The organism is Yokenella regensburgei (assembly GCF_051486985.1).
GTDB lineage: Bacteria > Pseudomonadota > Gammaproteobacteria > Enterobacterales > Enterobacteriaceae > CBFFRJ01.
This window is the reverse complement of the sequence record NZ_JAHVDV010000021.1, coordinates 48,176-68,061: the sequence shown is the minus strand read 5'-3', so window position 1 is coordinate 68,061 and position 19,886 is coordinate 48,176. Positions and strand designations below refer to the sequence as shown.

Here is a 19,886-nt window from a genome sequence, read left to right as displayed (position 1 = left end):
TAGAGGATTCAAGATGGCTACTGGAAAAATTGTCCAGGTAATCGGCGCCGTGGTTGACGTCGAATTCCCTCAGGATGCCGTACCGCGCGTGTACGATGCTCTTGAGGTAAACAATGGTAACGAGACGCTGGTGCTGGAAGTTCAGCAGCAGCTCGGTGGTGGTATCGTTCGTACCATCGCTATGGGTTCTTCCGATGGTCTGCGCCGTGGTCTGGAAGTTAACGACCTTGCGCACCCGATCGAAGTCCCGGTAGGTAAAGCAACACTGGGTCGTATCATGAACGTCCTGGGTCAGCCGATCGATATGAAAGGCGACATCGGTGAAGAAGAGCGTTGGGCTATCCACCGCGCAGCACCGTCCTACGAAGAGCTCTCCAGCTCTCAGGAACTGCTGGAAACCGGTATCAAAGTTATCGACCTGATGTGTCCGTTCGCGAAGGGCGGTAAAGTCGGTCTGTTCGGTGGTGCGGGTGTAGGTAAAACCGTAAACATGATGGAGCTGATCCGTAACATCGCGATCGAGCACTCCGGTTACTCCGTGTTTGCAGGCGTGGGTGAACGTACTCGTGAGGGTAACGACTTCTACCACGAAATGACCGATTCCAACGTACTGGACAAAGTATCCCTGGTATACGGCCAGATGAACGAGCCACCGGGAAACCGTCTGCGCGTTGCGCTGACCGGTCTGACCATGGCGGAGAAGTTCCGTGACGAAGGTCGCGACGTACTGCTGTTCGTTGACAACATCTATCGTTACACCCTGGCCGGTACTGAAGTATCTGCACTGCTGGGTCGTATGCCTTCAGCGGTAGGTTATCAGCCGACGCTGGCGGAAGAGATGGGTGTTCTGCAGGAACGTATCACCTCTACCAAAACCGGTTCTATCACCTCCGTACAGGCGGTATACGTACCTGCGGATGACCTGACTGACCCATCCCCAGCCACCACCTTTGCTCACTTAGATGCAACCGTGGTACTGAGCCGTCAGATCGCGTCTCTGGGTATCTACCCGGCAGTTGACCCGCTGGACTCCACCAGCCGTCAGCTGGATCCACTGGTTGTTGGCCAGGAACACTACGACACCGCGCGTGGCGTACAGTCCCTGCTGCAACGTTACCAGGAACTGAAAGACATCATCGCCATCCTGGGTATGGATGAGCTGTCTGAAGAAGACAAACTGGTGGTAGCACGTGCGCGTAAGATTCAGCGCTTCCTGTCCCAGCCGTTCTTCGTGGCAGAAGTATTCACCGGTTCTCCGGGTAAATACGTCTCCCTGAAAGACACCATCCGTGGCTTTAAAGGCATCATGGAAGGCGAATACGATCACCTGCCAGAGCAGGCGTTCTACATGGTCGGTTCTATCGACGAAGCTGTGGAAAAAGCCAAAAAACTTTAACGCCTTAATCGGAGGGTGATATGGCAATGACTTACCACCTGGACGTCGTCAGCGCAGAGAAACAGATGTTCTCTGGTCTGGTCGAAAAAATCCAGGTAACGGGTAGCGAAGGTGAACTGGGTATTTACCCGGGTCACGCCCCGCTGCTCACCGCCATTAAGCCTGGTATGATTCGCATCGTTAAACAGCACGGTCATGAAGAGTTTATCTACCTGTCCGGCGGCATTCTTGAAGTGCAGCCTGGCAGCACGACCGTTCTGGCTGATACCGCTATTCGCGGCCAGGATCTCGACGAAGCGCGAGCCCTGGAAGCGAAGCGTAAGGCTGAAGAGCACATTAAGAGCTCTCACGGTGACGTGGATTACGCTCAGGCGTCTGCGGAACTGGCTAAAGCCATCGCGAAACTGCGCGTTATCGAGCTGACTAAAAAAGCGATGTAACACCGGCTTAAAGTCAAAAAGCCAGTCTGATAATCAGGCTGGCTTTTTTTATAGCCTACGTCAGCCATGTCGTACGTTTTGATGAGGCTTTATTCAGGATTAAAAAGAATAGCAAAAACAGGATCCTGTCTTTTATTTACCGTTATGGTCTGCTTTTTCTCAACACATTTACCCGTGAATTACCCGATAATATGCCCTAAATTACCTGTTCTGCGAGACAGGTTGCGTATTTCATCTTCAGGCCAATTCGCATCAAAAAAAATGTAGAAGTTTCAAAGTGAAACGGTAAAAATTCCACTCTAATTATAGTCAGGGCACGTATGTTGAACACGAAAATGAGTGTGGTGATCCTTGCTGCGGGCAAGGGAACACGCATGTATTCCGATCTGCCGAAAGTACTGCATACCCTCGCCGGAAAGGCGATGGTTCAGCATGTGATTGATGTAGCTAATAATCTTGGTGCCAGCAATGTGCACCTGGTGTACGGTCACGGCGGCTCCTTGTTAAAACAAACACTGTCCGACGACAAACTCAACTGGGTTTTACAGGCCGAGCAATTCGGCACCGGCCATGCTATGCAGCAGGCGGCACCTTTCTTCGCTGATGATGAAGACATCCTGATGCTGTACGGCGATGTGCCACTGATTTCAGCCCAAACCCTGACGCGTCTTCGAAATGCTAAACCGCAGGGTGGCATAGGCCTGCTTACGGTTGAACTTGACGATCCGACCGGCTACGGACGCATTACGCGTGAGAACGGCAAGGTCAGCGGTATTGTCGAGCAAAAAGATGCCAGTGAAGAGCAGCGTAAAATCCGGGAAATCAATACCGGCATTCTCATCGCCAATGGCGGCGATTTAAAACGCTGGTTAAGCAAGCTCACCAACAATAATGCTCAGGGTGAATATTACATTACCGATATCATCGGTTTTGCTTACCAGGAAGGACAAACCATCGCGGCAGTTCACCCGGATCGCCTGAGTGAAGTTGAAGGCGTTAATAATCGTCTGCAGCTCTCCCGCCTTGAACGCGTGTTCCTTGCCGAACAGGCAGATAAACTTCTGTTGGCTGGCGTGATGCTGCGCGATCCAGCGCGTTTTGACCTGCGCGGTTCGCTCACGCATGGCCGTGATGTTGAGATTGATGTTAACGTCATTCTGGAAGGAAACGTGACGCTGGGCAATCGCGTCAAAATCGGGGCGGGCTGCGTCATTAAAAACAGCGTCATCGGCGACGATTGTGAACTCAGTCCCTACACTGTTATCGAGGATGCGCATCTTGATGCGGCCTGCACCGTTGGTCCTTTCGCGCGTCTGCGTCCGGGCGCTGAGCTACTAAAAGGTGCCCATGTCGGCAACTTTGTCGAACTGAAAAAAACGCGTCTGGGCAAAGGCTCGAAAGCGGGACACCTGAGCTACCTGGGTAATGCTGAAATTGGCGATAACGTGAATATCGGTGCCGGTACGATCACCTGCAACTATGATGGTGCTAATAAACATACAACGATTATTGGTGATGGTGTGCATGTGGGCTCAGACAGCCAGCTGGTGGCACCCTTGACCATCGGTAACGGAGCGACCATTGCAGCAGGCACCACCGTGACACGTAACGTTGCCGACAACGAACTGGTATTAAGCCGCGTTCCGCAGACCAATAAACAAGGCTGGCAGCGCCCGGTAAAAAAGAAACAGACACCCTGACGGTGCAATCTTTATCTCCTTCCCTTTCGGGAGCGGAGCGGGTTGAGGGGATAACATAATCCCCCACCCACTGGCAGTACTATAATAATAACCCCACTCTCTACAAGGCTCGGGGCGCCTGGAAACAGGCATACAGGTTGACCGACAACGCATGGCGTAAAGCCAAAATCGGAATCAAAAAAATATGTGTGGAATTGTTGGCGCTATCGCGCAGCGTGATGTTGCAGAAATCCTTCTCGAAGGGTTACGTCGTCTGGAATACCGTGGCTATGACTCAGCGGGTCTGGCAGTGGTTGATGCTCAGGGTCATCTGACCCGTCTGCGTCGTCTCGGAAAAGTACAAATACTGGCGCAGGCGGCGGAAGAACATCCGCTCCATGGCGGCACCGGTATCGCGCATACCCGTTGGGCGACGCACGGCGAACCTTCAGAAGGCAACGCCCACCCGCATGTGTCTGACCACATTGTCGTGGTACACAACGGTATTATTGAGAACCACGAACCGCTGCGTGAAGAACTGAAAGCGCGCGGTTATACCTTCGTCTCCGAAACTGACACCGAAGTGATTGCTCACCTTGTGCACTGGGAGCTTGAACAGGGTGGGACGCTGCGCGACGCGGTGCTGCGCACTATCCCTCAGCTACGGGGTGCCTACGGTACGGTGATCATGGATTCCCGTGATCCGTCCACGCTGCTGGCTGCGCGCTCAGGTAGTCCGATGGTTATCGGTTTAGGCATGGGCGAGAATTTTATCGCCTCCGATCAGCTGGCTCTGCTGCCCGTAACGCGTCGTTTTATTTACCTTGAAGAAGGTGATATTGCCGAAGTGACGCGCCGCTCTGTCTCCATCTTTGATAACACCGGCACCAGCGTGAAACGCCAGGAGATTGAATCTAATTTGCAGTATGACGCGGGCGACAAAGGCGCTTATCGTCATTACATGCAAAAAGAGATTTATGAGCAGCCGAACGCGATTAAAAATACCTTGTCCGGGCGAATCAGCCACGGTGAAGTGGATTTAAGCGAGCTGGGTGCCCAGGCTAATGAACTGCTGAGTAAGGTTGAACATATTCAGATCATTGCCTGCGGAACCTCTTATAACTCCGGGATGGTCTCCCGCTACTGGTTTGAGTCGCTGGCGGGCGTGCCGTGCGATGTGGAGATTGCCTCTGAGTTCCGCTACCGCAAATCCGCAGTGCGGCGCAATAGCCTGATGATCACGCTCTCTCAGTCTGGTGAAACGGCAGACACCCTCGCAGGGCTGCGTCTTTCCAAAGAGCTGGGCTATCTGGGATCGCTGACAATTTGCAACGTACCGGGCTCGTCACTGGTGCGCGAATCCGATCTGGCCATCATGACCAATGCGGGTACGGAAATTGGCGTGGCCTCCACCAAGGCGTTTACCACTCAGCTCACGGTGCTGTTGATGCTGGTGGCAAAACTGGCCCACCTTAAAGGGCTGGACGCTTCCGTGGAGCATGAGATTGTTCACGGTCTTCAGACTCTGCCGAGCCGCATTGAGCAAATGCTGTCGCAGGACAAACGCATTGCGCAACTGGCGGAAGATTTCTCCGACAAGCATCACGCGCTGTTCCTCGGGCGTGGCGATCAGTACCCGATTGCGCTGGAAGGGGCACTGAAGCTGAAAGAGATTTCCTACATTCACGCTGAAGCCTACGCGGCAGGTGAGTTGAAACATGGCCCGCTGGCGTTGATTGATGACGACATGCCGGTGATTGTGATCGCGCCCAATAACGAACTGCTGGAAAAACTAAAATCCAATATTGAAGAGGTGCGCGCGCGCGGTGGCGTGTTGTATGTCTTTGCTGATAAGGATGCCGGTTTTACCAGCAGCGACAATATGCACATCATTGAGATGCCGCACGTTGATGAAGTGATTGCGCCGATTTTCTACACCGTACCGCTACAGCTGCTGGCTTATCACGTTGCGCTGATTAAAGGCACGGACGTGGATCAGCCGCGAAACCTCGCCAAATCTGTGACGGTCGAGTAACGCCTCAAACGCCCCGCCAGCCGGGGCGTTTTTTATCTCACCGGCTGGCGAGATACCTCTTTTTTTCAACGCTAACGGGTGACATTCTCAGCGCATCAACTACGTTTTAACTGTCACAAAACTAAAACCTTATTGAAAACTAAACGTCATCAACTTCAGCATCCCCATGATGCTGCAACTATTTTTACTCGCATTCCGACTTTAATGGCCATTGTCATCAAACAGTAACAATCCTTGCATATAACTGTCATCAAAGTGTCCTATTTTGCTCATCGTAGCCACTAAACAACGATTTACGATTCCTAGCAGGAGACATTATGAACGTTATGCGTACCACTGTCGCAACTGTTGTCGCCGCGACCTTTTCTCTGAGCGCTTTTGCAGTTAATGCCGCTGCAAGTCTGACGGGTGCGGGTGCAACTTTCCCGGCGCCGGTGTATGCCAAGTGGGCTGATACATACCAGAAAGAAAACGGTAGTAAAGTAAACTACCAGGGTATCGGCTCCTCTGGCGGCGTAAAACAGATCATTGCTAACACCGTTGATTTCGGTGCGTCTGATGCTCCTCTGGCTGACGATAAACTGGCTCAGGAAGGTCTGTTCCAGTTCCCTACCGTTATCGGTGGCGTGGTGCTGGCCGTTAACCTGGAAGGTTTCAAATCGGGTGAGCTGGTGCTGGATGGTAAAACCCTGGGCGATATCTACCTTGGCAAAATCAAAAAATGGGATGACGCAGCAATCGCTAAGCTGAACCCAGGTAAAAAACTGCCTTCTCAGAACATCGCCGTCGTGCGTCGTGCTGATGGTTCCGGTACTTCCTTCGTCTTTACCAGCTACCTGGCAAAAGTGAATGAAGAGTGGAAATCCTCTATCGGCGCTGGCTCTACCGTTAACTGGCCGACGGGTCTTGGCGGTAAAGGTAACGACGGTATCGCTGCATTTGTTCAGCGTCTGCCAGGCTCCATCGGTTACGTTGAATACGCCTACGCTAAGCAGAACAACCTGACTTATACCAAGCTGCTTTCTGCTGATGGCAAGCCGGTCTCTCCGACTGAAGAGAGCTTCTCCAACGCGACGAAAAACATCGACTGGAGCAAATCCTTCGCGCAGGACCTGACCAACCAGAAAGGCGAAGACGTGTGGCCGATTACCTCCACTACCTTCATCCTGGTGCACAAAGAGCAGAAAAAACCTGAGCAGGGTGCTGAAGTTCTGAAGTTCTTTGACTGGGCTTACAAAAACGGTGGCAAACAAGCCAACGAACTGGATTACGCAACGCTGCCAGAAAGCGTTGTTGAGCAGGTTCGCGCAGCATGGAAAACCAACGTGAAGGACAGCAGCGGTAAAGCGCTGTATTAAATACCCGTCATCACTTCGCGCGGCAGCAGTAGTGGCTGTAGCGCGAATTATCCAGGGTATGGCATTACGTTAGCCAGGAAGCACGATAAAATGCGCGCTTCCTGGCCCAAACTTAAAGAGTGATATATGGCTGCAACCAAGCCGGCTTTTAGCCCTCCGGGCAAAAAAGGTGACATGATATTCAGCGCGCTGGTAAGACTGGCTGCGCTGATTGTGCTATTGCTGCTCGGTGGCATTATCGTGTCGCTGATTTTCTCCTCCTGGCCGAGTATCCAGAAATTTGGTTTCTCCTTCCTGTGGACGAAAGAGTGGGATGCACCCAACGAAATTTTTGGTGCACTGGTGCCGATTTACGGCACGCTGGTCACTTCGTTTATTGCCCTGCTGATAGCAGTGCCGGTCAGCTTTGGGATTGCCCTCTTTCTGACTGAGCTGGCTCCGGCCTGGCTTAAGCGTCCTTTAGGCATTGCGATTGAGTTGCTGGCGGCTATTCCGAGTATCGTTTACGGCATGTGGGGCTTATTTATTTTTGCGCCGCTGTTTGCGAAATATTTCCAGGAGCCGGTCGGTAATGTCATGTCCGCCATTCCTTTTGTTGGCGCGCTCTTCTCCGGCCCGGCATTTGGCATCGGCATTCTGGCCGCTGGCGTTATCCTCGCCATCATGATTATTCCTTACATCGCAGCAGTAATGCGCGATGTGTTCGAACAAACCCCGGTGATGATGAAAGAGTCGGCCTACGGTATTGGCTGCACCACCTGGGAAGTTATCTGGCGCATTGTTCTGCCGTTTACCAAAAACGGCGTGATTGGTGGTGTGATGCTGGGTCTGGGCCGTGCGTTAGGTGAAACCATGGCGGTGACCTTTATCATCGGTAACACGTATCAGCTCGACAGCGCCTCGCTCTATATGCCGGGCAACAGTATTACCTCTGCGCTGGCGAATGAGTTCGCGGAAGCAGAATCCGGGCTGCATGTTGCCGCACTGATGGAGCTGGGACTTATCCTGTTTGTGATCACCTTTATCGTTCTGGCGATTTCTAAAGTAATGATTATGCGTCTGGCGAAGAACGAGGGGGCACGCTAATGGCGACTCTCGAAATGCAAACCTCTACAGAACTGGCCGAATCCCGCCGTAAAATGCAGGCAAAGCGCCGTACAAAAAACCGGGTGGCTCTGACGCTCTCTATGGCGACTATGGCCTTTGGTCTGTTCTGGCTGATCTGGATCCTGATGTCGACCGTGACGCGCGGTTTCGACGGCATGTCTCTTGCTCTGTTTACTGAAATGACTCCGCCACCCAATACCGCAGGCGGCGGGCTGGCGAATGCGTTGGCAGGCAGTGGATTACTGATTTTCTGGGCAACAGCTTTCGGTACGCCGCTTGGCATTCTGGCCGGGATCTACCTTGCGGAATACGGCCGCAAATCTCTTCTGGCCGAAGTGATCCGCTTTATTAACGACATCCTGCTATCTGCTCCTTCTATCGTTGTCGGTCTTTTTGTCTACACCATTGTGGTGATGCAAATGCAGCACTTCTCTGGTTGGGCAGGTGTTATTGCCCTGGCGCTGCTACAGGTTCCAATTGTGATTCGAACTACCGAGAACATGTTGAAACTGGTGCCGGACAGTCTGCGTGAAGCGGCTTATGCACTGGGGACGCCAAAATGGAAGATGATCTCTGCAATTACGCTGAAAGCCTCCGTATCCGGCATTCTGACCGGGGTGCTGCTGGCAGTGGCGCGTATTGCGGGTGAAACGGCACCCTTGCTGTTTACTGCGCTGTCGAACCAGTTCTGGAGCACCGACATGATGCAGCCTATTGCCAACCTGCCGGTCACCATCTTCAAATTTGCCATGAGTCCGTTTGCGGAATGGCAGCAGCTGGCCTGGGCTGGTGTGTTGCTGATTACCCTGTGCGTGTTGCTGCTGAATATCCTGGCGCGCGTCATTTTCGCGAAGAAGAAACACTAATTTTTGCGGCACGGCGCAAGCGGTGCTGATTGAGGAAAGAGACAAATGAGTATGGTTGAGACAACGCCGGACAAAATTCAGGTTCGTGATTTGAACTTCTATTACGGTAAATTCCATGCCCTGAAAAACATCAGCCTGGACATTGCCAAAAATCAGGTCACGGCTTTTATCGGGCCATCAGGCTGTGGTAAATCCACCTTACTGCGCACGTTTAACAAGATGTTCGAACTGTATCCGGAACAGCGCGCAGAAGGTGAAATTTTGCTGGATGGGGACAACATCCTCACCAATACCCAGGATATCGCGCTACTGCGCGCTAAAGTTGGGATGGTCTTCCAGAAGCCAACGCCGTTCCCGATGTCGATTTATGACAATATCGCCTTCGGTGTGCGCCTGTTTGAGAAGCTCTCCCGCGCGGATATGGACGAACGTGTGCAGTGGGCCCTGACCAAAGCCGCATTATGGAACGAAACTAAAGATAAGCTGCACCAGAGCGGGTACTCTCTCTCCGGTGGCCAGCAGCAGCGTCTGTGCATTGCACGCGGTATCGCAATTCGCCCGGAAGTGTTGTTACTGGACGAGCCCTGCTCTGCTCTGGATCCTATCTCAACGGGTCGCATTGAAGAGCTGATCACTGAGCTTAAGCAGGATTACACCGTCGTGATTGTTACCCACAACATGCAGCAGGCTGCACGTTGCTCCGATCACACAGCGTTTATGTACCTCGGCGAGTTGATTGAGTTCAGTAATACTGACGATCTGTTCACGAAGCCGAAGAAGAAACAAACCGAAGATTATATTACTGGCCGCTACGGTTGATATGCCCTTCATCTTTCAGGCCGTACCCGCGTTGGCTGTCTTTGCTCACTCCGGTCACGTAGTTATCTACGCTTTCGGAGCTCCGTGCAGTTGCCGCCTTGCTACAGCCAGAAATCTTTTGGGCATCTGGAGGAACGATGGACAACCTTAATCTTAATAAACATATTTCCGGCCAGTTCAACGCCGAGCTGGAAAGTATCCGCACTCAGGTCATGACCATGGGTGGGATGGTGGAGCAGCAGCTTTCTGATGCGATCACCGCGATGCACAATCAGGACAGCGAACTCGCGCAGCGCGTGGTTGAAGGTGACAAACAGGTCAACATGATGGAAGTTGCCATCGATGAAGCCTGTGTGCGCATTATCGCCAAGCGTCAGCCGACGGCAAGTGACCTGCGTCTGGTCATGGCTATCATTAAAACCATCGCAGAACTGGAACGTATTGGCGATGTGGCAGACAAAATCTGCCGCACCGCGCTTGAGAAGTTCTCTTCGCAGCATCAACCGCTGCTGGTAAGCCTGGAGTCGCTGGGTCGCCACACCGTTCAGATGCTACATGACGTGCTGGATGCATTCGCCCGGATGGATATCGACGAAGCGGTGCGTATTTACCGTGAAGATAAGAAAGTGGATCAGGAATATGAAGGCATCGTGCGTCAGCTGATGACCTACATGATGGAAGATCCGCGCACAATCCCAAGCGTGCTGACGGCGCTGTTCTGTGCCCGTTCCATTGAGCGTATTGGTGATCGCTGCCAGAACATTTGCGAATACATTTTCTACTTCGTAAAAGGTCAGGATTTCCGTCACGTTGGTGGCGACGAGCTGGATAAACTGCTTGCCGGTCACGACCCGAAAGAGTAATTCTCCGCCTCATCCTCTGAACGCCAGCGTATGCTGGCGTTTGTCTTTTGACCTCAACCTTTTTAGCTTCCCGTCACACTTCAACGGATTGCGTGTTGTTCAGCGACGTCCGTCCACTATGCTTTAAGGCGGATTGCTACCGCGTTGCGGGCTAAACCTGACATCTCGTTCACCGGGATGCCAGGTTTTTTTGTTTCTGGCTCACGCACAGGATGCGCGCTAACTGAACCACACGACAAAGGAGACGATATGAAAAGACAACTTAGCTGCCTTGCCGTTGCCCTGGCTGCCCTCTCCGGCGCTATGGCGGGGCCCGGCGTTGCCGCGCCGTTCCCGGTCACGCCAGAACAGTCTATACCGGTAAGTCAGTACGTTACTCAGGTTAACGAAGACAAGAGCATTACCTATCGCCTGTTCGCGCCGGGGGCGAAACGCGTATCCGTGATTACGGGTGCCACGCCGGACAGTTTCGCTTCCCATGATATGACCAAAGACGAAAACGGTGTCTGGTCATGGAAGAGCGAGAGCCTGAAGCCAAATCTCTATGAATACTATTTTGATGTGGACGGGTTTCGATCGGTGGATACGGGAAGCCGTTTCCAGAAACCCCAGCGTCAGGTGAATACCAGTCTGATTCTGGTTCCGGGAAGTATTCTGGACGATCGCGCGGTTTTGCACGGCGATCTGCTGACGGTCACCTATCACTCAACAGCGCTGAGCGCTGAACGCCGCGTCTATATCTGGACGCCGCCGGGCTATGACGGTAAAGGCGAGCCACTGCCGGTGCTCTATTTCTATCATGGATTCGGTGATACCGGCCTTTCAGCTATCGATCAGGGGCGTTTGCCGCAAATCATGGATAACCTGCTGGCAGAAGGCAAAATCAGGCCGATGCTGGTGGTCGTGCCGGATACCGAAACCGACATCGTGCAGGCGATTCCTGAAAACTATCCGCCGCAGGAGCGTCGCAAAACCTTCTATCCACTCAATGCGAAGGCGGCCGATCGCGAATTAATGCATGACATCATTCCGCTGGTCGACGGACGCTTTAATGTGCGTAAGGACGCGGAGGGCCGCGCGCTGGCCGGATTGTCGCAGGGAGGGTACCAGGCGCTGGTTTCAGGCATGAACCACCTGGAGAGCTTCGGCTGGCTGGCCACCTTCAGCGGCGTGACCACCACAACGGTGCCGGATGCAGGGGTTACGGCACAGCTTAATCAACCGCAGGCCATCAATAATCAGCTTCACAATTTTACCGTCGTGGTGGGCGAAAAAGACCCGGTGACCGGAAAAGATATTGCCGGGCTCAAGACCGAACTGGAAAAGCAGGGCATCAGGTTTGACTATAAAATGTACCCCGGCCTGGGGCATGAAATGGATGTCTGGCGTCCGGCCTATGCTGAGTTTGTTCAGAAGTTATTTAAGTAAGGTGTTACGCCTCTCTTTTCGCAGGTTGAGGGATCCCCACAGAAAATACGAGCACGGAAGGTTCCCTCTCCTCTCTGGGGAGAGAGTCAGGGTGAGGGGAACATGCAGCTCTGAGGGTCATGTCCTTCACCTTATGTTCCTTGCTTTTCTGTCACGCCAGAACCCGTGAACGTGCGAGGGCGGTGAACCGCCCTCGCCCTGCATTCCTGAGCGTCGCCCCGGCCTTACAGATACGCGTCGTCGATTTTCAGCCGGACCCTGTCATCGCCGCTACTTTTTTCCATTGCACGGTGTTATCGCTGTAATGCGTTGTATTAATGGAATTAATAAGTTTAGCGGGTGATATTCCAGCCGCGGGCGCGCCAGAGTTCCGGCAGTTGTGAAAGCGCCGTAAAGGTCGTGACCTGCGGGTGCGTAACAGGCTTGTTATGCGGATCGGCGCAGAAGTAGAACACCTCCATCCCCGCCGCAATACCGGACTGAACGCCGGCGACGGAATCATCGATCAGCAGGCAGTGCTTCGTGTCTACCCCCAGCGCTTTCGCCGCGTGATGCATCAGTGCCGGGTCCGGCTTCCAGCGCTGAATATCGTAACCACTGAACAGCAAATCCGGGAAATGGTGCAAAATGCCGGTTTTTCCTAATGAATGCTGCATTTTGCTGACCGGGCCATTGGAAACCACGCAGACGGGCACGGTAATGGCATCCAGTAGCTCCTGCGCACCGGGAATGATTTCCAGTTCAGCATCAAACAGACGAGCAACTTCGCTGCGGAACACCGGCTCCAGAGCGGTTTTCTCAAGCGCCACGCCATGCTCTTCGCCAATCACCTCAATGATTTCGTAAAGCTTCATACCTTTGAAACGTTTGAACACCTCCTCCAGGTCGAGATCGATGCCAAATTCTTTAAACATATGCACATACGCGCGCGAACAAATGACTTCACTGTCGACCAGGGTGCCGTCACAGTCAAAAAATACAGCTGCTATTTGAGACATGCCTTTTCCTGTTACTTGCAAGTTTAACGTTTACTTAAGCCTGATTACCCCACGCAATCGTTGCCGTATAAGCAAATTCAATGAAAAAAAGTGGGCGATAACGGTCAATAGTGTCTCATTTTGGTATAGGATAGCGACGAATTTTCCCTCCCTTGTTCGGAAATTGATAATGAGCCAACAACAGACTACCCAGGCGTCGGGCCAGGGGTTGCTTGAACGCGTGTTTAAACTGCGCGAACACGGCACATCGGCACGCACCGAAGTGATCGCCGGTTTCACCACCTTTCTGACGATGGTGTACATCGTTTTTGTAAACCCGCAGATTTTGGGTGTCGCTGGCATGGATACCAGCGCGGTATTCGTTACCACCTGCCTGATTGCGGCGTTCGGAAGCATTCTGATGGGCCTGGTTGCTAACCTGCCGGTGGCACTGGCACCTGCGATGGGTCTGAATGCGTTTTTTGCGTTTGTGGTTGTCGGGGCGATGGGCCTCTCCTGGCAGATTGGCATGGGCGCGATTTTCTGGGGCGCCGTTGGCCTGCTGCTGCTCACCATCTTCCGTGTGCGTTACTGGATGATTGCCAATATTCCGGTCAGCCTGCGTGTGGGTATTACCAGCGGCATCGGTCTTTTCATCGGCATGATGGGGCTGAAAAACGCGGGCGTTATCGTGGCGAACAAAGACACGCTGGTGTCGATCGGTAACCTGACCTCACATAGCGTCCTGCTGGGCGTGCTGGGCTTCTTTATCATCGCGATTCTGGCTTCCCGTAACATCCATGCTGCGGTGCTGGTTTCCATCGTTGTGACCACCCTGCTGGGCTGGTTGCTGGGCGATGTGCAGTATCACGGGATTGTCTCGGCTCCGCCGAGCATTACAAGCGTGGTGGGTAATGTTGATCTGGCCGGTTCTTTTAACATTGGCCTCGCCGGGGTGATTTTCTCCTTCATGCTGGTGAACCTGTTCGACTCCTCCGGTACGCTTATCGGTGTGACCGATAAAGCAGGGCTGGTGGACGAAAAGGGTAAATTCCCGCGTATGAAGCAGGCGCTGTATGTCGACAGTATTTCGTCCGTTGCCGGCTCCTTTATCGGCACCTCTTCCGTGACGGCCTATATTGAGTCCTCTTCCGGTGTCTCGGTGGGTGGCCGCACGGGTCTGACAGCCGTTGTCGTTGGCATCCTGTTCCTGTTGGTTATCTTCCTTTCGCCGCTGGCGGGTATGGTGCCGGGTTACGCTGCCGCAGGCGCGCTGATTTACGTGGGTGTGCTGATGACCTCCAGCCTCTCTCGCGTAAAATGGGATGACCTGACAGAAGCGGTTCCTGCGTTTATTACTGCGGTGATGATGCCGTTCAGCTTCTCAATCACTGAAGGTATCGCGCTGGGCTTCATCTCCTACTGCGTGATGAAGATTTTCACTGGCCGTCTGCGCGACCTGAGCCTGTGTGTGATTGTCGTTGCGCTACTGTTCCTGCTGAAAATCGTCTTTATCGACCATTAATCTCAGCCACGGCAGTGAAACAGGCCCGGTACGCGATGATGCGACCGGGCTTTTTTTATCAGATTTTAACGCGCTGAATATAATCGCTAAACGCCGCGAGCTGCTTGGTCAGGTGATCAAGGATACTTTTGTCTACGACGACTCCCCTCTGCGGGTCGACCTTGTTCTGAATGGCACCGCCCATAAACTCCGGTTTGTTCATCACCATCGCATCCAGGAACACCAGAATCTGGCGCAAATGGTACTGACAGCGCGCGCCGCCAATGGTGCCCATAGAGCTGGTCTGAATCAGCACTGGCTTACCCGCAAAAGGCTGGACAGGCAGGCGGGAGAGCCAGTCGATAGCATTCTTTAATCCACCCGGTACCGAATAGTTATATTCCGGGGTTACGATCACCACCCCATCGGCTTCACGAATCTGCTGCGCCATCTCTTCCACGCTTGCCGGAAAACCCTCATCTTGCTGAAGATCGGCGTCATAAAGCGGAAAAGTACCGATCGAGGGTAAGGGGGAGATCGTCATTTCCGCCGGGGCGAGCCCAGGCAGCGTGCGGGCAACCATTGCATTGAATGATCCTTTGCGCAGACTTCCCAGTAATGTCACAACTTTCAGGGGTGCCGTCATTATCTGTTCCTTGCGATAAAATCAGTGAGAGTGGAGAACTTTTTCCGCAGGCAAGCTGGTAAAACGCATTAAACGGGAGGCAGGATCGTTAGCCCGGGTCTGTACATCAGCGAGATAACGCCAGCCATTTTTACTGTCATATTCCCAGATTTTCAGGCTCTCTATTGCGGGCGTCGCAGCGACCGACCAGATAAGGACATCTTCGGCATCGCACAGCACTTCTACCTGGGCCAGCTGCTGAACGCGCAGGCGCCCGGCACCGGGCAATAGCTGCAGCATGTCAGGCCCATCCTGTATCTGGCTGATGAGCTTCAGTACGCTTTGCCGGAGGGTGGAGAGCTGCGCCTGGGCTTCGTTCGGATCGTTCTGGTTGTTAATCCAGAGCAGTTCATTGCTGGAAAAATGCTTGCCCTGCCGGGCATGTGGGCTATGAAAGCTACGTGTTGCACGCTGGAGTTCCATATCCAGGCCGCATTCACCTTCGGTCGTGATGGCAACACCCACCATGTTCCCGGCATAAGCCAGCGAAAAGTGGGGTAGATCGGGATCGGCAAATTTGGGGCGTCCTGAGGACTCCGTCATGATGTCCGGCAATTCACTGACGCCATATAGCATAAACATGAGCTCGGCGAGCAAGGCTCTTGAGGCCAGGAAACGCGACTGCTGGTGATCGGGAAGTTGCCTTGCACTGTCACGACAGAGTTGTGACAGTCGGGCTGAATCTACACATCGTTCTGAGAGGATCCCTCTTGCAAAATGCATGGCCATTTTTCGCTCCATGATAATGGTCTGGTACTGAAAACGATAATTCGCATTATCGCGTATATCGCTTAGGTTTTAATGTGGAAAAACCTATCTGAAAAGCCCCTGGGGGCGACTTTTACAATTAATTTAGTCAATAGGTACTCATCTACATATTTCCTTCACAATTGGATTAGCAGGGATATACCTGCGTCCAGTTGTAGTTCACCTGAGCCAGGATCACGCCTCCCGCTACGCTGCCAAAGCGCTGATGCCGATGCTGCATAAAAAAGTGCCGAACTGGCAGGGGAAGGAATTGTGCACGATATCGTAACAGTGTGGTGTGCCAGAATGGCGGTGGCAATGGGGTATGTGCATGACGGGCGATCAGGCGATCGCGCCAGGGAGAAGCCAGCAGCGCCTCGCAGAATGCCTGACGTGAACGCAGGCTTTCCTCATCAGGTATTCCTGCCAGTAAAAGCTGACCGGGCAGCGCGACCAGCCGCAGATCACGGATCTGAACCTGTTGCTGACGCCAGGTCTGCCAGAGGGTAAGCAACGGCGCGATATCCTCAGGCTGACCATACTGCTCATAGAGCGGGAGGGTGACGGGCAAAAAAGTAAAATGGAAACCGTCCGGGGGGAGCACATCTGCCCGCTCGTCACCCTGCGTCAGCGAGGCCAGGGCATGGCGCAACGCGGAAATCCCCTCCGGCATTGCGGGCTGAAATCCCGTTGCCAGCGCCAGTTTATGTGGATCGTAATAGGGCTGATGCATGGGCGCGCCGCAATCAGGCGCCGTCAGCCAGGCGGCCAGCGTTTTTTCACTGGTCGCCTCGTAGAGGGCGCTAAGCAACTCCGCGGTCGTGGTCATTTCCCGATACAGAAGCTGGAGAAAATACGCCCCAGCAGATCGTCGGAGGTGAAATCGCCGGTAATCTCGCTTAACGACTGCTGTGCAAGGCGTAGCTCCTCGGCCAGTAACTCGCCAGCCCAGGCGCCCAGCAGCTGTGCTTTGCCTTGTTGCAGGTGATTTGCCGCCTCTTCCAGCGCCTGAAGGTGACGACGGCGAGCAAGGAAGCCGCCTTCCATGTTGGTGTCGAACCCCATACTTTGCTTAAGATGGTTTCGTAACGCCTCTACACCCTCGCCGGTCCGTGCGGAAAGACGAATAAGTGAGTGACCATTCACATCGCTGATACCCAGCGTCTCGCCTGTGACATCGGCTTTGTTACGCACAACGGTAATCGGCAATTTTTGCGGCAGACGGGCAATGAAGTCAGGCCAGATTTCAGCGGGATCCTGCGCATCGGTCGTGGTGCCATCCACCATAAACAGCACGCGGTCGGCTTGCTCGATCTCCTGCCAGGCGCGTTCGATACCGATGCGTTCAACTTCATCACTGGCATCACGAAGGCCGGCGGTGTCGATAATATGTAGCGGCATGCCGTCAATATGGATGTGCTCACGGAGTACGTCGCGTGTAGTGCCGGCAATGTCCGTCACGATCGCCGCTTCACGGCCCGCCAGCGCGTTCAGCAAGCTTGATTTACCGGCATTGGGGCGACCTGCAATCACTACTTTCATCCCTTCACGCAGCAGGCTACCCTGACGCGCTTCAGCGCGTACAGCGTCCAGATCGACAATGACCGTATTGAGCTGGGCTTCAATTTTGCCATCGGAAAGAAAATCTATTTCTTCATCCGGGAAGTCGATAGCCGCTTCAACGTAGATCCGCAGGTGAGTGAGTGCTTCCACTAAGTGGTTTACGCGGGCAGAGAATGCACCCTGCAACGAGTTCAGCGCGGAACGTGCCGCCTGCTCAGAGCTGGCATCAATGAGGTCAGCAATGGCTTCCGCCTGGGCTAAATCCAGCTTGTCATTAAGGAAAGCGCGCTCGGAGAACTCGCCCGGATTGGCGATGCGCACGCCCGGGATCGTCAAAATACGCTTCAACAGTAAATCCAGAATGACCGGGCCGCCGTGTCCCTGTAACTCCAGCACATCTTCGCCCGTAAACGAATTCGGGCCCGGAAACCACAGGGCGATCCCCTGATCCAGCGCCTTGCCGTCAACGTCATTGAACGGCAGATAATCGGCGTAACGAGGCTTTGGCAGCTTGCCCAGAACGGTCTGGGCTACTTCACGGGCTTTCAGGCCAGAGATACGCAGGATACCGACGCCGCCGCGGCCGGGTGGGGTTGCCTGGGCGATAATGGTGTCGTTATGGCTCATGATAGTTCTCTTTAAATGTAAAAAAGGCGGTCTAATGACCGCCTTCTCTGGCATTAACTTTACCGTGAATACTCAAAATCATTCAAGCTGCAGCAAGGCGGTAAGTGCATGCAGCTAACGCCGCTGCGGCTTGAAAAATAAAGCGTATCAGGAGCTTTTCTTCTCGCGGCTATGCAGGCCACGCTTCTCCAGACCACGGTAAATCAGCTGCTGCTGAAGGATGGTTACCAGGTTGCTGACGATGTAGTACAGCACCAGACCTGACGGGAACCACAGGAAGAACACGGTGAAGATGACCGGCATGAAGGTCATGATCTTCTGCTGCATCGGGTCGGTTACGGTGGTCGGCGACATCTTCTGGATGAAGAACATCGTCACGCCCATCAGAATCGGCAGGATGTAGTACGGGTCCTGTGCAGACAGGTCATGGATCCACAGAGCGAAAGGCGCGTGGCGCAGCTCTACAGAGCCCATCAGCATGTAATACAGCGCCAGGAAGATTGGCATCTGAATCAGCAGTGGGAAACAACCGCCCAGCGGGTTCACTTTCTCCGCTTTGTACAGCGCCATCATCTCCTGACTTTGACGCTGTTTATCATCACCCAGACGCTCACGCATTGCCTGGATCTTAGGTTGCAGAATACGCATTTTCGCCATGGAGGTGTACTGCGCTTTAGTCAGCGGGTACATGATGCCACGAACGATAAAGGTAATAACGATGATGGAGAAGCCCCAGTTGCCGAGGAAGCTATGGATCCATTTCAGCAGTTTAAACAGCGGCTGAGAGATGAACCACAACCAGCCATAATCCACGGTCAAATCCAGGTGTGGTGCAGCGGCAGCCATTTTGTCCTGAATCTCCGGGCCCACCCACAGGGTGCTGTTCAGCGCGGCGGTCTGGCCTGGTTGTACCAGAACCGGCTGGGATTTGTAGCCGATAGCGGCAACGCCGTTACCCAGGTTGCTGGTATAGAAGTTATTCGCGCCATCAACACGCGGGATCCATGCGGTAGCAAAGTACTGTTGCAGCATGGCTACCCAGCCGTTGTTGGCACTGATGTTCAGGTTTTCGTTATCAGCAATGGTATCGAATTTGTATTTCTCATACTTCGCATCCGGCGTGGAGTAGGCCGCGCCACGGAAAGTATGCAGGGCGAAGTTGCTGCTGCCGGTATCGCGGTGCGATGGCAGATTGATGGATTGCTTCAGCTGACCAAAGGAAGAGACTTCCAGCGGTTTTTCGCTGGCGTTCTGCACGTTGTAGCCCACGTTCACCGCATATTCACCACGTTTCAGGGTGAAGGTTTTGGTGAAGGTGTTACCCGCTGCATCTGTATAGGTCAACGGAATCGCCAGTTCGTTCTGGCCATCCGCCAGTTCGAACGCATCTTTATCAATGTTGTACAGCGGACGTGGTCCATTCGCCGGATTATCCGGGCCGTCACGACCGGTCAGACCGCTCTGCGCCTGATAGATAAACTCCGGGGTGGTTTCCAGTAACTGGAAAGGCTCGTTAGAACCCAGTTCTTTCGGATAACCCAGAAGCAGTGCCTGCTCAACATCACCACCACGGGTGTTGATGGTGAGGGAAAGCACGTCAGTTTTAACCGTAATCAGTTTCCCCTGGCCACTGGCTGGTACGCCCTGGTCGGCTGCGCTACCCGCTGCGGTGGTCGTAGTCTGCGTGATCTGCTGCTGAGGTTGAGGATTTTTATCCTGCTCCCAGGCTTGCCAGATCATGAAAGACACGAACAACAAAGCGATGACAAAAAGATTGCGTTGCGAATCCATC

At 53.5% G+C, this 19,886-nt stretch carries 17 protein-coding genes; 11 read left to right on the top strand and 6 right to left on the bottom strand.

Features of this window, described 5'->3' with window-relative positions:
• Positions 1 to 13: 13 nt before the first annotated feature.
• The 10 genes from atpD (at position 14) to KXR87_RS15275 (ending at position 11,991) form a co-directional block, all read left to right on the top strand.
• Entirely contained in the window at positions 14 to 1,396 is a 1,383-nt protein-coding gene (atpD, locus tag KXR87_RS15320) for a F0F1 ATP synthase subunit beta (protein WP_437433088.1), read from the top strand.
• Positions 1,397 to 1,416: 20 nt separating this feature from the next.
• Positions 1,417 to 1,836 carry a F0F1 ATP synthase subunit epsilon gene (locus KXR87_RS15315; RefSeq protein WP_004107274.1) on the top strand — a complete coding sequence of 140 codons (420 nt, stop codon included), beginning with the start codon at positions 1,417 to 1,419 and terminating at the stop codon, positions 1,834 to 1,836.
• A 320-nt stretch (positions 1,837 to 2,156) separates the two neighbouring features.
• Positions 2,157 to 3,536: a bifunctional UDP-N-acetylglucosamine diphosphorylase/glucosamine-1-phosphate N-acetyltransferase GlmU gene (glmU, locus tag KXR87_RS15310; RefSeq protein WP_437433087.1), complete on the top strand. Its 1,380-nt coding sequence runs from the start codon at positions 2,157 to 2,159 to the stop codon at positions 3,534 to 3,536.
• 184 nt (positions 3,537 to 3,720) lie between these two features.
• Positions 3,721 to 5,550: a glutamine--fructose-6-phosphate transaminase (isomerizing) gene (gene glmS, locus KXR87_RS15305; protein WP_437433086.1), complete on the top strand. Its 1,830-nt coding sequence runs from the start codon at positions 3,721 to 3,723 to the stop codon at positions 5,548 to 5,550.
• Between the two features lie 317 nt (positions 5,551 to 5,867).
• Positions 5,868 to 6,908, top strand: coding sequence for a phosphate ABC transporter substrate-binding protein PstS (gene pstS / locus KXR87_RS15300; protein WP_437433085.1), 1,041 nt, complete (start codon positions 5,868 to 5,870; stop codon positions 6,906 to 6,908).
• 126 nt (positions 6,909 to 7,034) lie between these two features.
• Entirely contained in the window at positions 7,035 to 7,994 is a 960-nt protein-coding gene (gene pstC / locus KXR87_RS15295; RefSeq protein WP_437433084.1) for a phosphate ABC transporter permease PstC, read from the top strand.
• A complete protein-coding gene (gene pstA, locus KXR87_RS15290) occupies positions 7,994 to 8,881 on the top strand; it encodes a phosphate ABC transporter permease PstA (RefSeq protein ID WP_437433083.1) in 888 nt (295 codons plus the stop codon). The genes pstC and pstA overlap by 1 nt, the downstream gene beginning before the upstream one ends.
• A 45-nt stretch (positions 8,882 to 8,926) precedes the next feature.
• Entirely contained in the window at positions 8,927 to 9,700 is a 774-nt protein-coding gene (gene pstB / locus KXR87_RS15285; protein WP_437433082.1) for a phosphate ABC transporter ATP-binding protein PstB, read from the top strand.
• Positions 9,701 to 9,837: 137 nt separating this feature from the next.
• Positions 9,838 to 10,563, top strand: a complete 726-nt coding sequence (gene phoU, locus KXR87_RS15280) for a phosphate signaling complex protein PhoU (RefSeq protein ID WP_437433081.1) — start codon at positions 9,838 to 9,840, stop codon at positions 10,561 to 10,563.
• Between the two features lie 249 nt (positions 10,564 to 10,812).
• Entirely contained in the window at positions 10,813 to 11,991 is a 1,179-nt protein-coding gene (locus KXR87_RS15275; protein ID WP_437433080.1) for an esterase, read from the top strand.
• Positions 11,992 to 12,323: 332 nt separating this feature from the next.
• Here the strand turns inward: KXR87_RS15275 and yieH are convergent, their stop codons facing one another.
• The gene (gene yieH, locus KXR87_RS15270; RefSeq protein WP_437433079.1) at positions 12,324 to 12,989 is read right to left on the bottom strand and encodes a 6-phosphogluconate phosphatase; all 666 of its coding nucleotides are present in this window, start codon (positions 12,987 to 12,989) and stop codon (positions 12,324 to 12,326) included.
• 169 nt (positions 12,990 to 13,158) lie between these two features.
• Here yieH and KXR87_RS15265 point away from each other — a divergent pair, with 169 nt between their 5' ends.
• On the top strand, positions 13,159 to 14,493 hold the full coding sequence (locus KXR87_RS15265; protein ID WP_437433078.1) for an NCS2 family permease: 1,335 nt from the start codon (positions 13,159 to 13,161) through the stop codon (positions 14,491 to 14,493).
• Between the two features lie 58 nt (positions 14,494 to 14,551).
• Here the strand turns inward: KXR87_RS15265 and KXR87_RS15260 are convergent, their stop codons facing one another.
• From KXR87_RS15260 to yidC, 5 genes are all read right to left on the bottom strand, one after another.
• Positions 14,552 to 15,118: an NADPH-dependent FMN reductase gene (locus tag KXR87_RS15260; protein WP_437433077.1), complete on the bottom strand. Its 567-nt coding sequence runs from the start codon at positions 15,116 to 15,118 to the stop codon at positions 14,552 to 14,554.
• Between the two features lie 21 nt (positions 15,119 to 15,139).
• Positions 15,140 to 15,886: a 4'-phosphopantetheinyl transferase family protein gene (locus KXR87_RS15255; RefSeq protein ID WP_437433076.1), complete on the bottom strand. Its 747-nt coding sequence runs from the start codon at positions 15,884 to 15,886 to the stop codon at positions 15,140 to 15,142.
• 166 nt (positions 15,887 to 16,052) lie between these two features.
• Positions 16,053 to 16,733 (bottom strand): hypothetical protein, encoded by a 681-nt coding sequence (locus KXR87_RS15250; RefSeq protein WP_437433075.1) that lies wholly within the window; start codon positions 16,731 to 16,733, stop codon positions 16,053 to 16,055.
• Entirely contained in the window at positions 16,730 to 18,094 is a 1,365-nt protein-coding gene (mnmE, locus tag KXR87_RS15245) for a tRNA uridine-5-carboxymethylaminomethyl(34) synthesis GTPase MnmE (RefSeq protein ID WP_437433074.1), read from the bottom strand. The genes KXR87_RS15250 and mnmE overlap by 4 nt, the downstream gene beginning before the upstream one ends.
• A 147-nt stretch (positions 18,095 to 18,241) precedes the next feature.
• Positions 18,242 to 19,885: a membrane protein insertase YidC gene (gene yidC, locus KXR87_RS15240; protein WP_437433073.1), complete on the bottom strand. Its 1,644-nt coding sequence runs from the start codon at positions 19,883 to 19,885 to the stop codon at positions 18,242 to 18,244.
• Between the last annotated feature and the right edge of the window lies 1 nt (position 19,886).

Excerpts from the sequence above, each read along its gene's own strand:
- phoU (WP_437433081.1), top strand. The coding sequence starts at position 9,838 with ATGGACAACCTTAATCTTAATAAACATATTTCCGGCCAGTTCAACGCC.
- pstS (WP_437433085.1), top strand. The coding sequence starts at position 5,868 with ATGAACGTTATGCGTACCACTGTCGCAACTGTTGTCGCCGCGACCTTT.
- yieH (WP_437433079.1), bottom strand. The coding sequence starts at position 12,989 with ATGTCTCAAATAGCAGCTGTATTTTTTGACTGTGACGGCACCCTGGTC.
- KXR87_RS15250 (WP_437433075.1), bottom strand. The coding sequence starts at position 16,733 with ATGACCACGACCGCGGAGTTGCTTAGCGCCCTCTACGAGGCGACCAGT.
- KXR87_RS15315 (WP_004107274.1), top strand. The coding sequence starts at position 1,417 with ATGGCAATGACTTACCACCTGGACGTCGTCAGCGCAGAGAAACAGATG.
- pstA (WP_437433083.1), top strand. The coding sequence starts at position 7,994 with ATGGCGACTCTCGAAATGCAAACCTCTACAGAACTGGCCGAATCCCGC.
- atpD (WP_437433088.1), top strand. The coding sequence starts at position 14 with ATGGCTACTGGAAAAATTGTCCAGGTAATCGGCGCCGTGGTTGACGTC.
- KXR87_RS15255 (WP_437433076.1), bottom strand. The coding sequence starts at position 15,886 with ATGGCCATGCATTTTGCAAGAGGGATCCTCTCAGAACGATGTGTAGAT.
- KXR87_RS15260 (WP_437433077.1), bottom strand. The coding sequence starts at position 15,118 with ATGACGGCACCCCTGAAAGTTGTGACATTACTGGGAAGTCTGCGCAAA.
- KXR87_RS15275 (WP_437433080.1), top strand. The coding sequence starts at position 10,813 with ATGAAAAGACAACTTAGCTGCCTTGCCGTTGCCCTGGCTGCCCTCTCC.
- mnmE (WP_437433074.1), bottom strand. The coding sequence starts at position 18,094 with ATGAGCCATAACGACACCATTATCGCCCAGGCAACCCCACCCGGCCGC.
- glmS (WP_437433086.1), top strand. The coding sequence starts at position 3,721 with ATGTGTGGAATTGTTGGCGCTATCGCGCAGCGTGATGTTGCAGAAATC.
- pstB (WP_437433082.1), top strand. The coding sequence starts at position 8,927 with ATGAGTATGGTTGAGACAACGCCGGACAAAATTCAGGTTCGTGATTTG.
- yidC (WP_437433073.1), bottom strand. The coding sequence starts at position 19,885 with ATGGATTCGCAACGCAATCTTTTTGTCATCGCTTTGTTGTTCGTGTCT.
- KXR87_RS15265 (WP_437433078.1), top strand. The coding sequence starts at position 13,159 with ATGAGCCAACAACAGACTACCCAGGCGTCGGGCCAGGGGTTGCTTGAA.
- pstC (WP_437433084.1), top strand. The coding sequence starts at position 7,035 with ATGGCTGCAACCAAGCCGGCTTTTAGCCCTCCGGGCAAAAAAGGTGAC.
- glmU (WP_437433087.1), top strand. The coding sequence starts at position 2,157 with ATGTTGAACACGAAAATGAGTGTGGTGATCCTTGCTGCGGGCAAGGGA.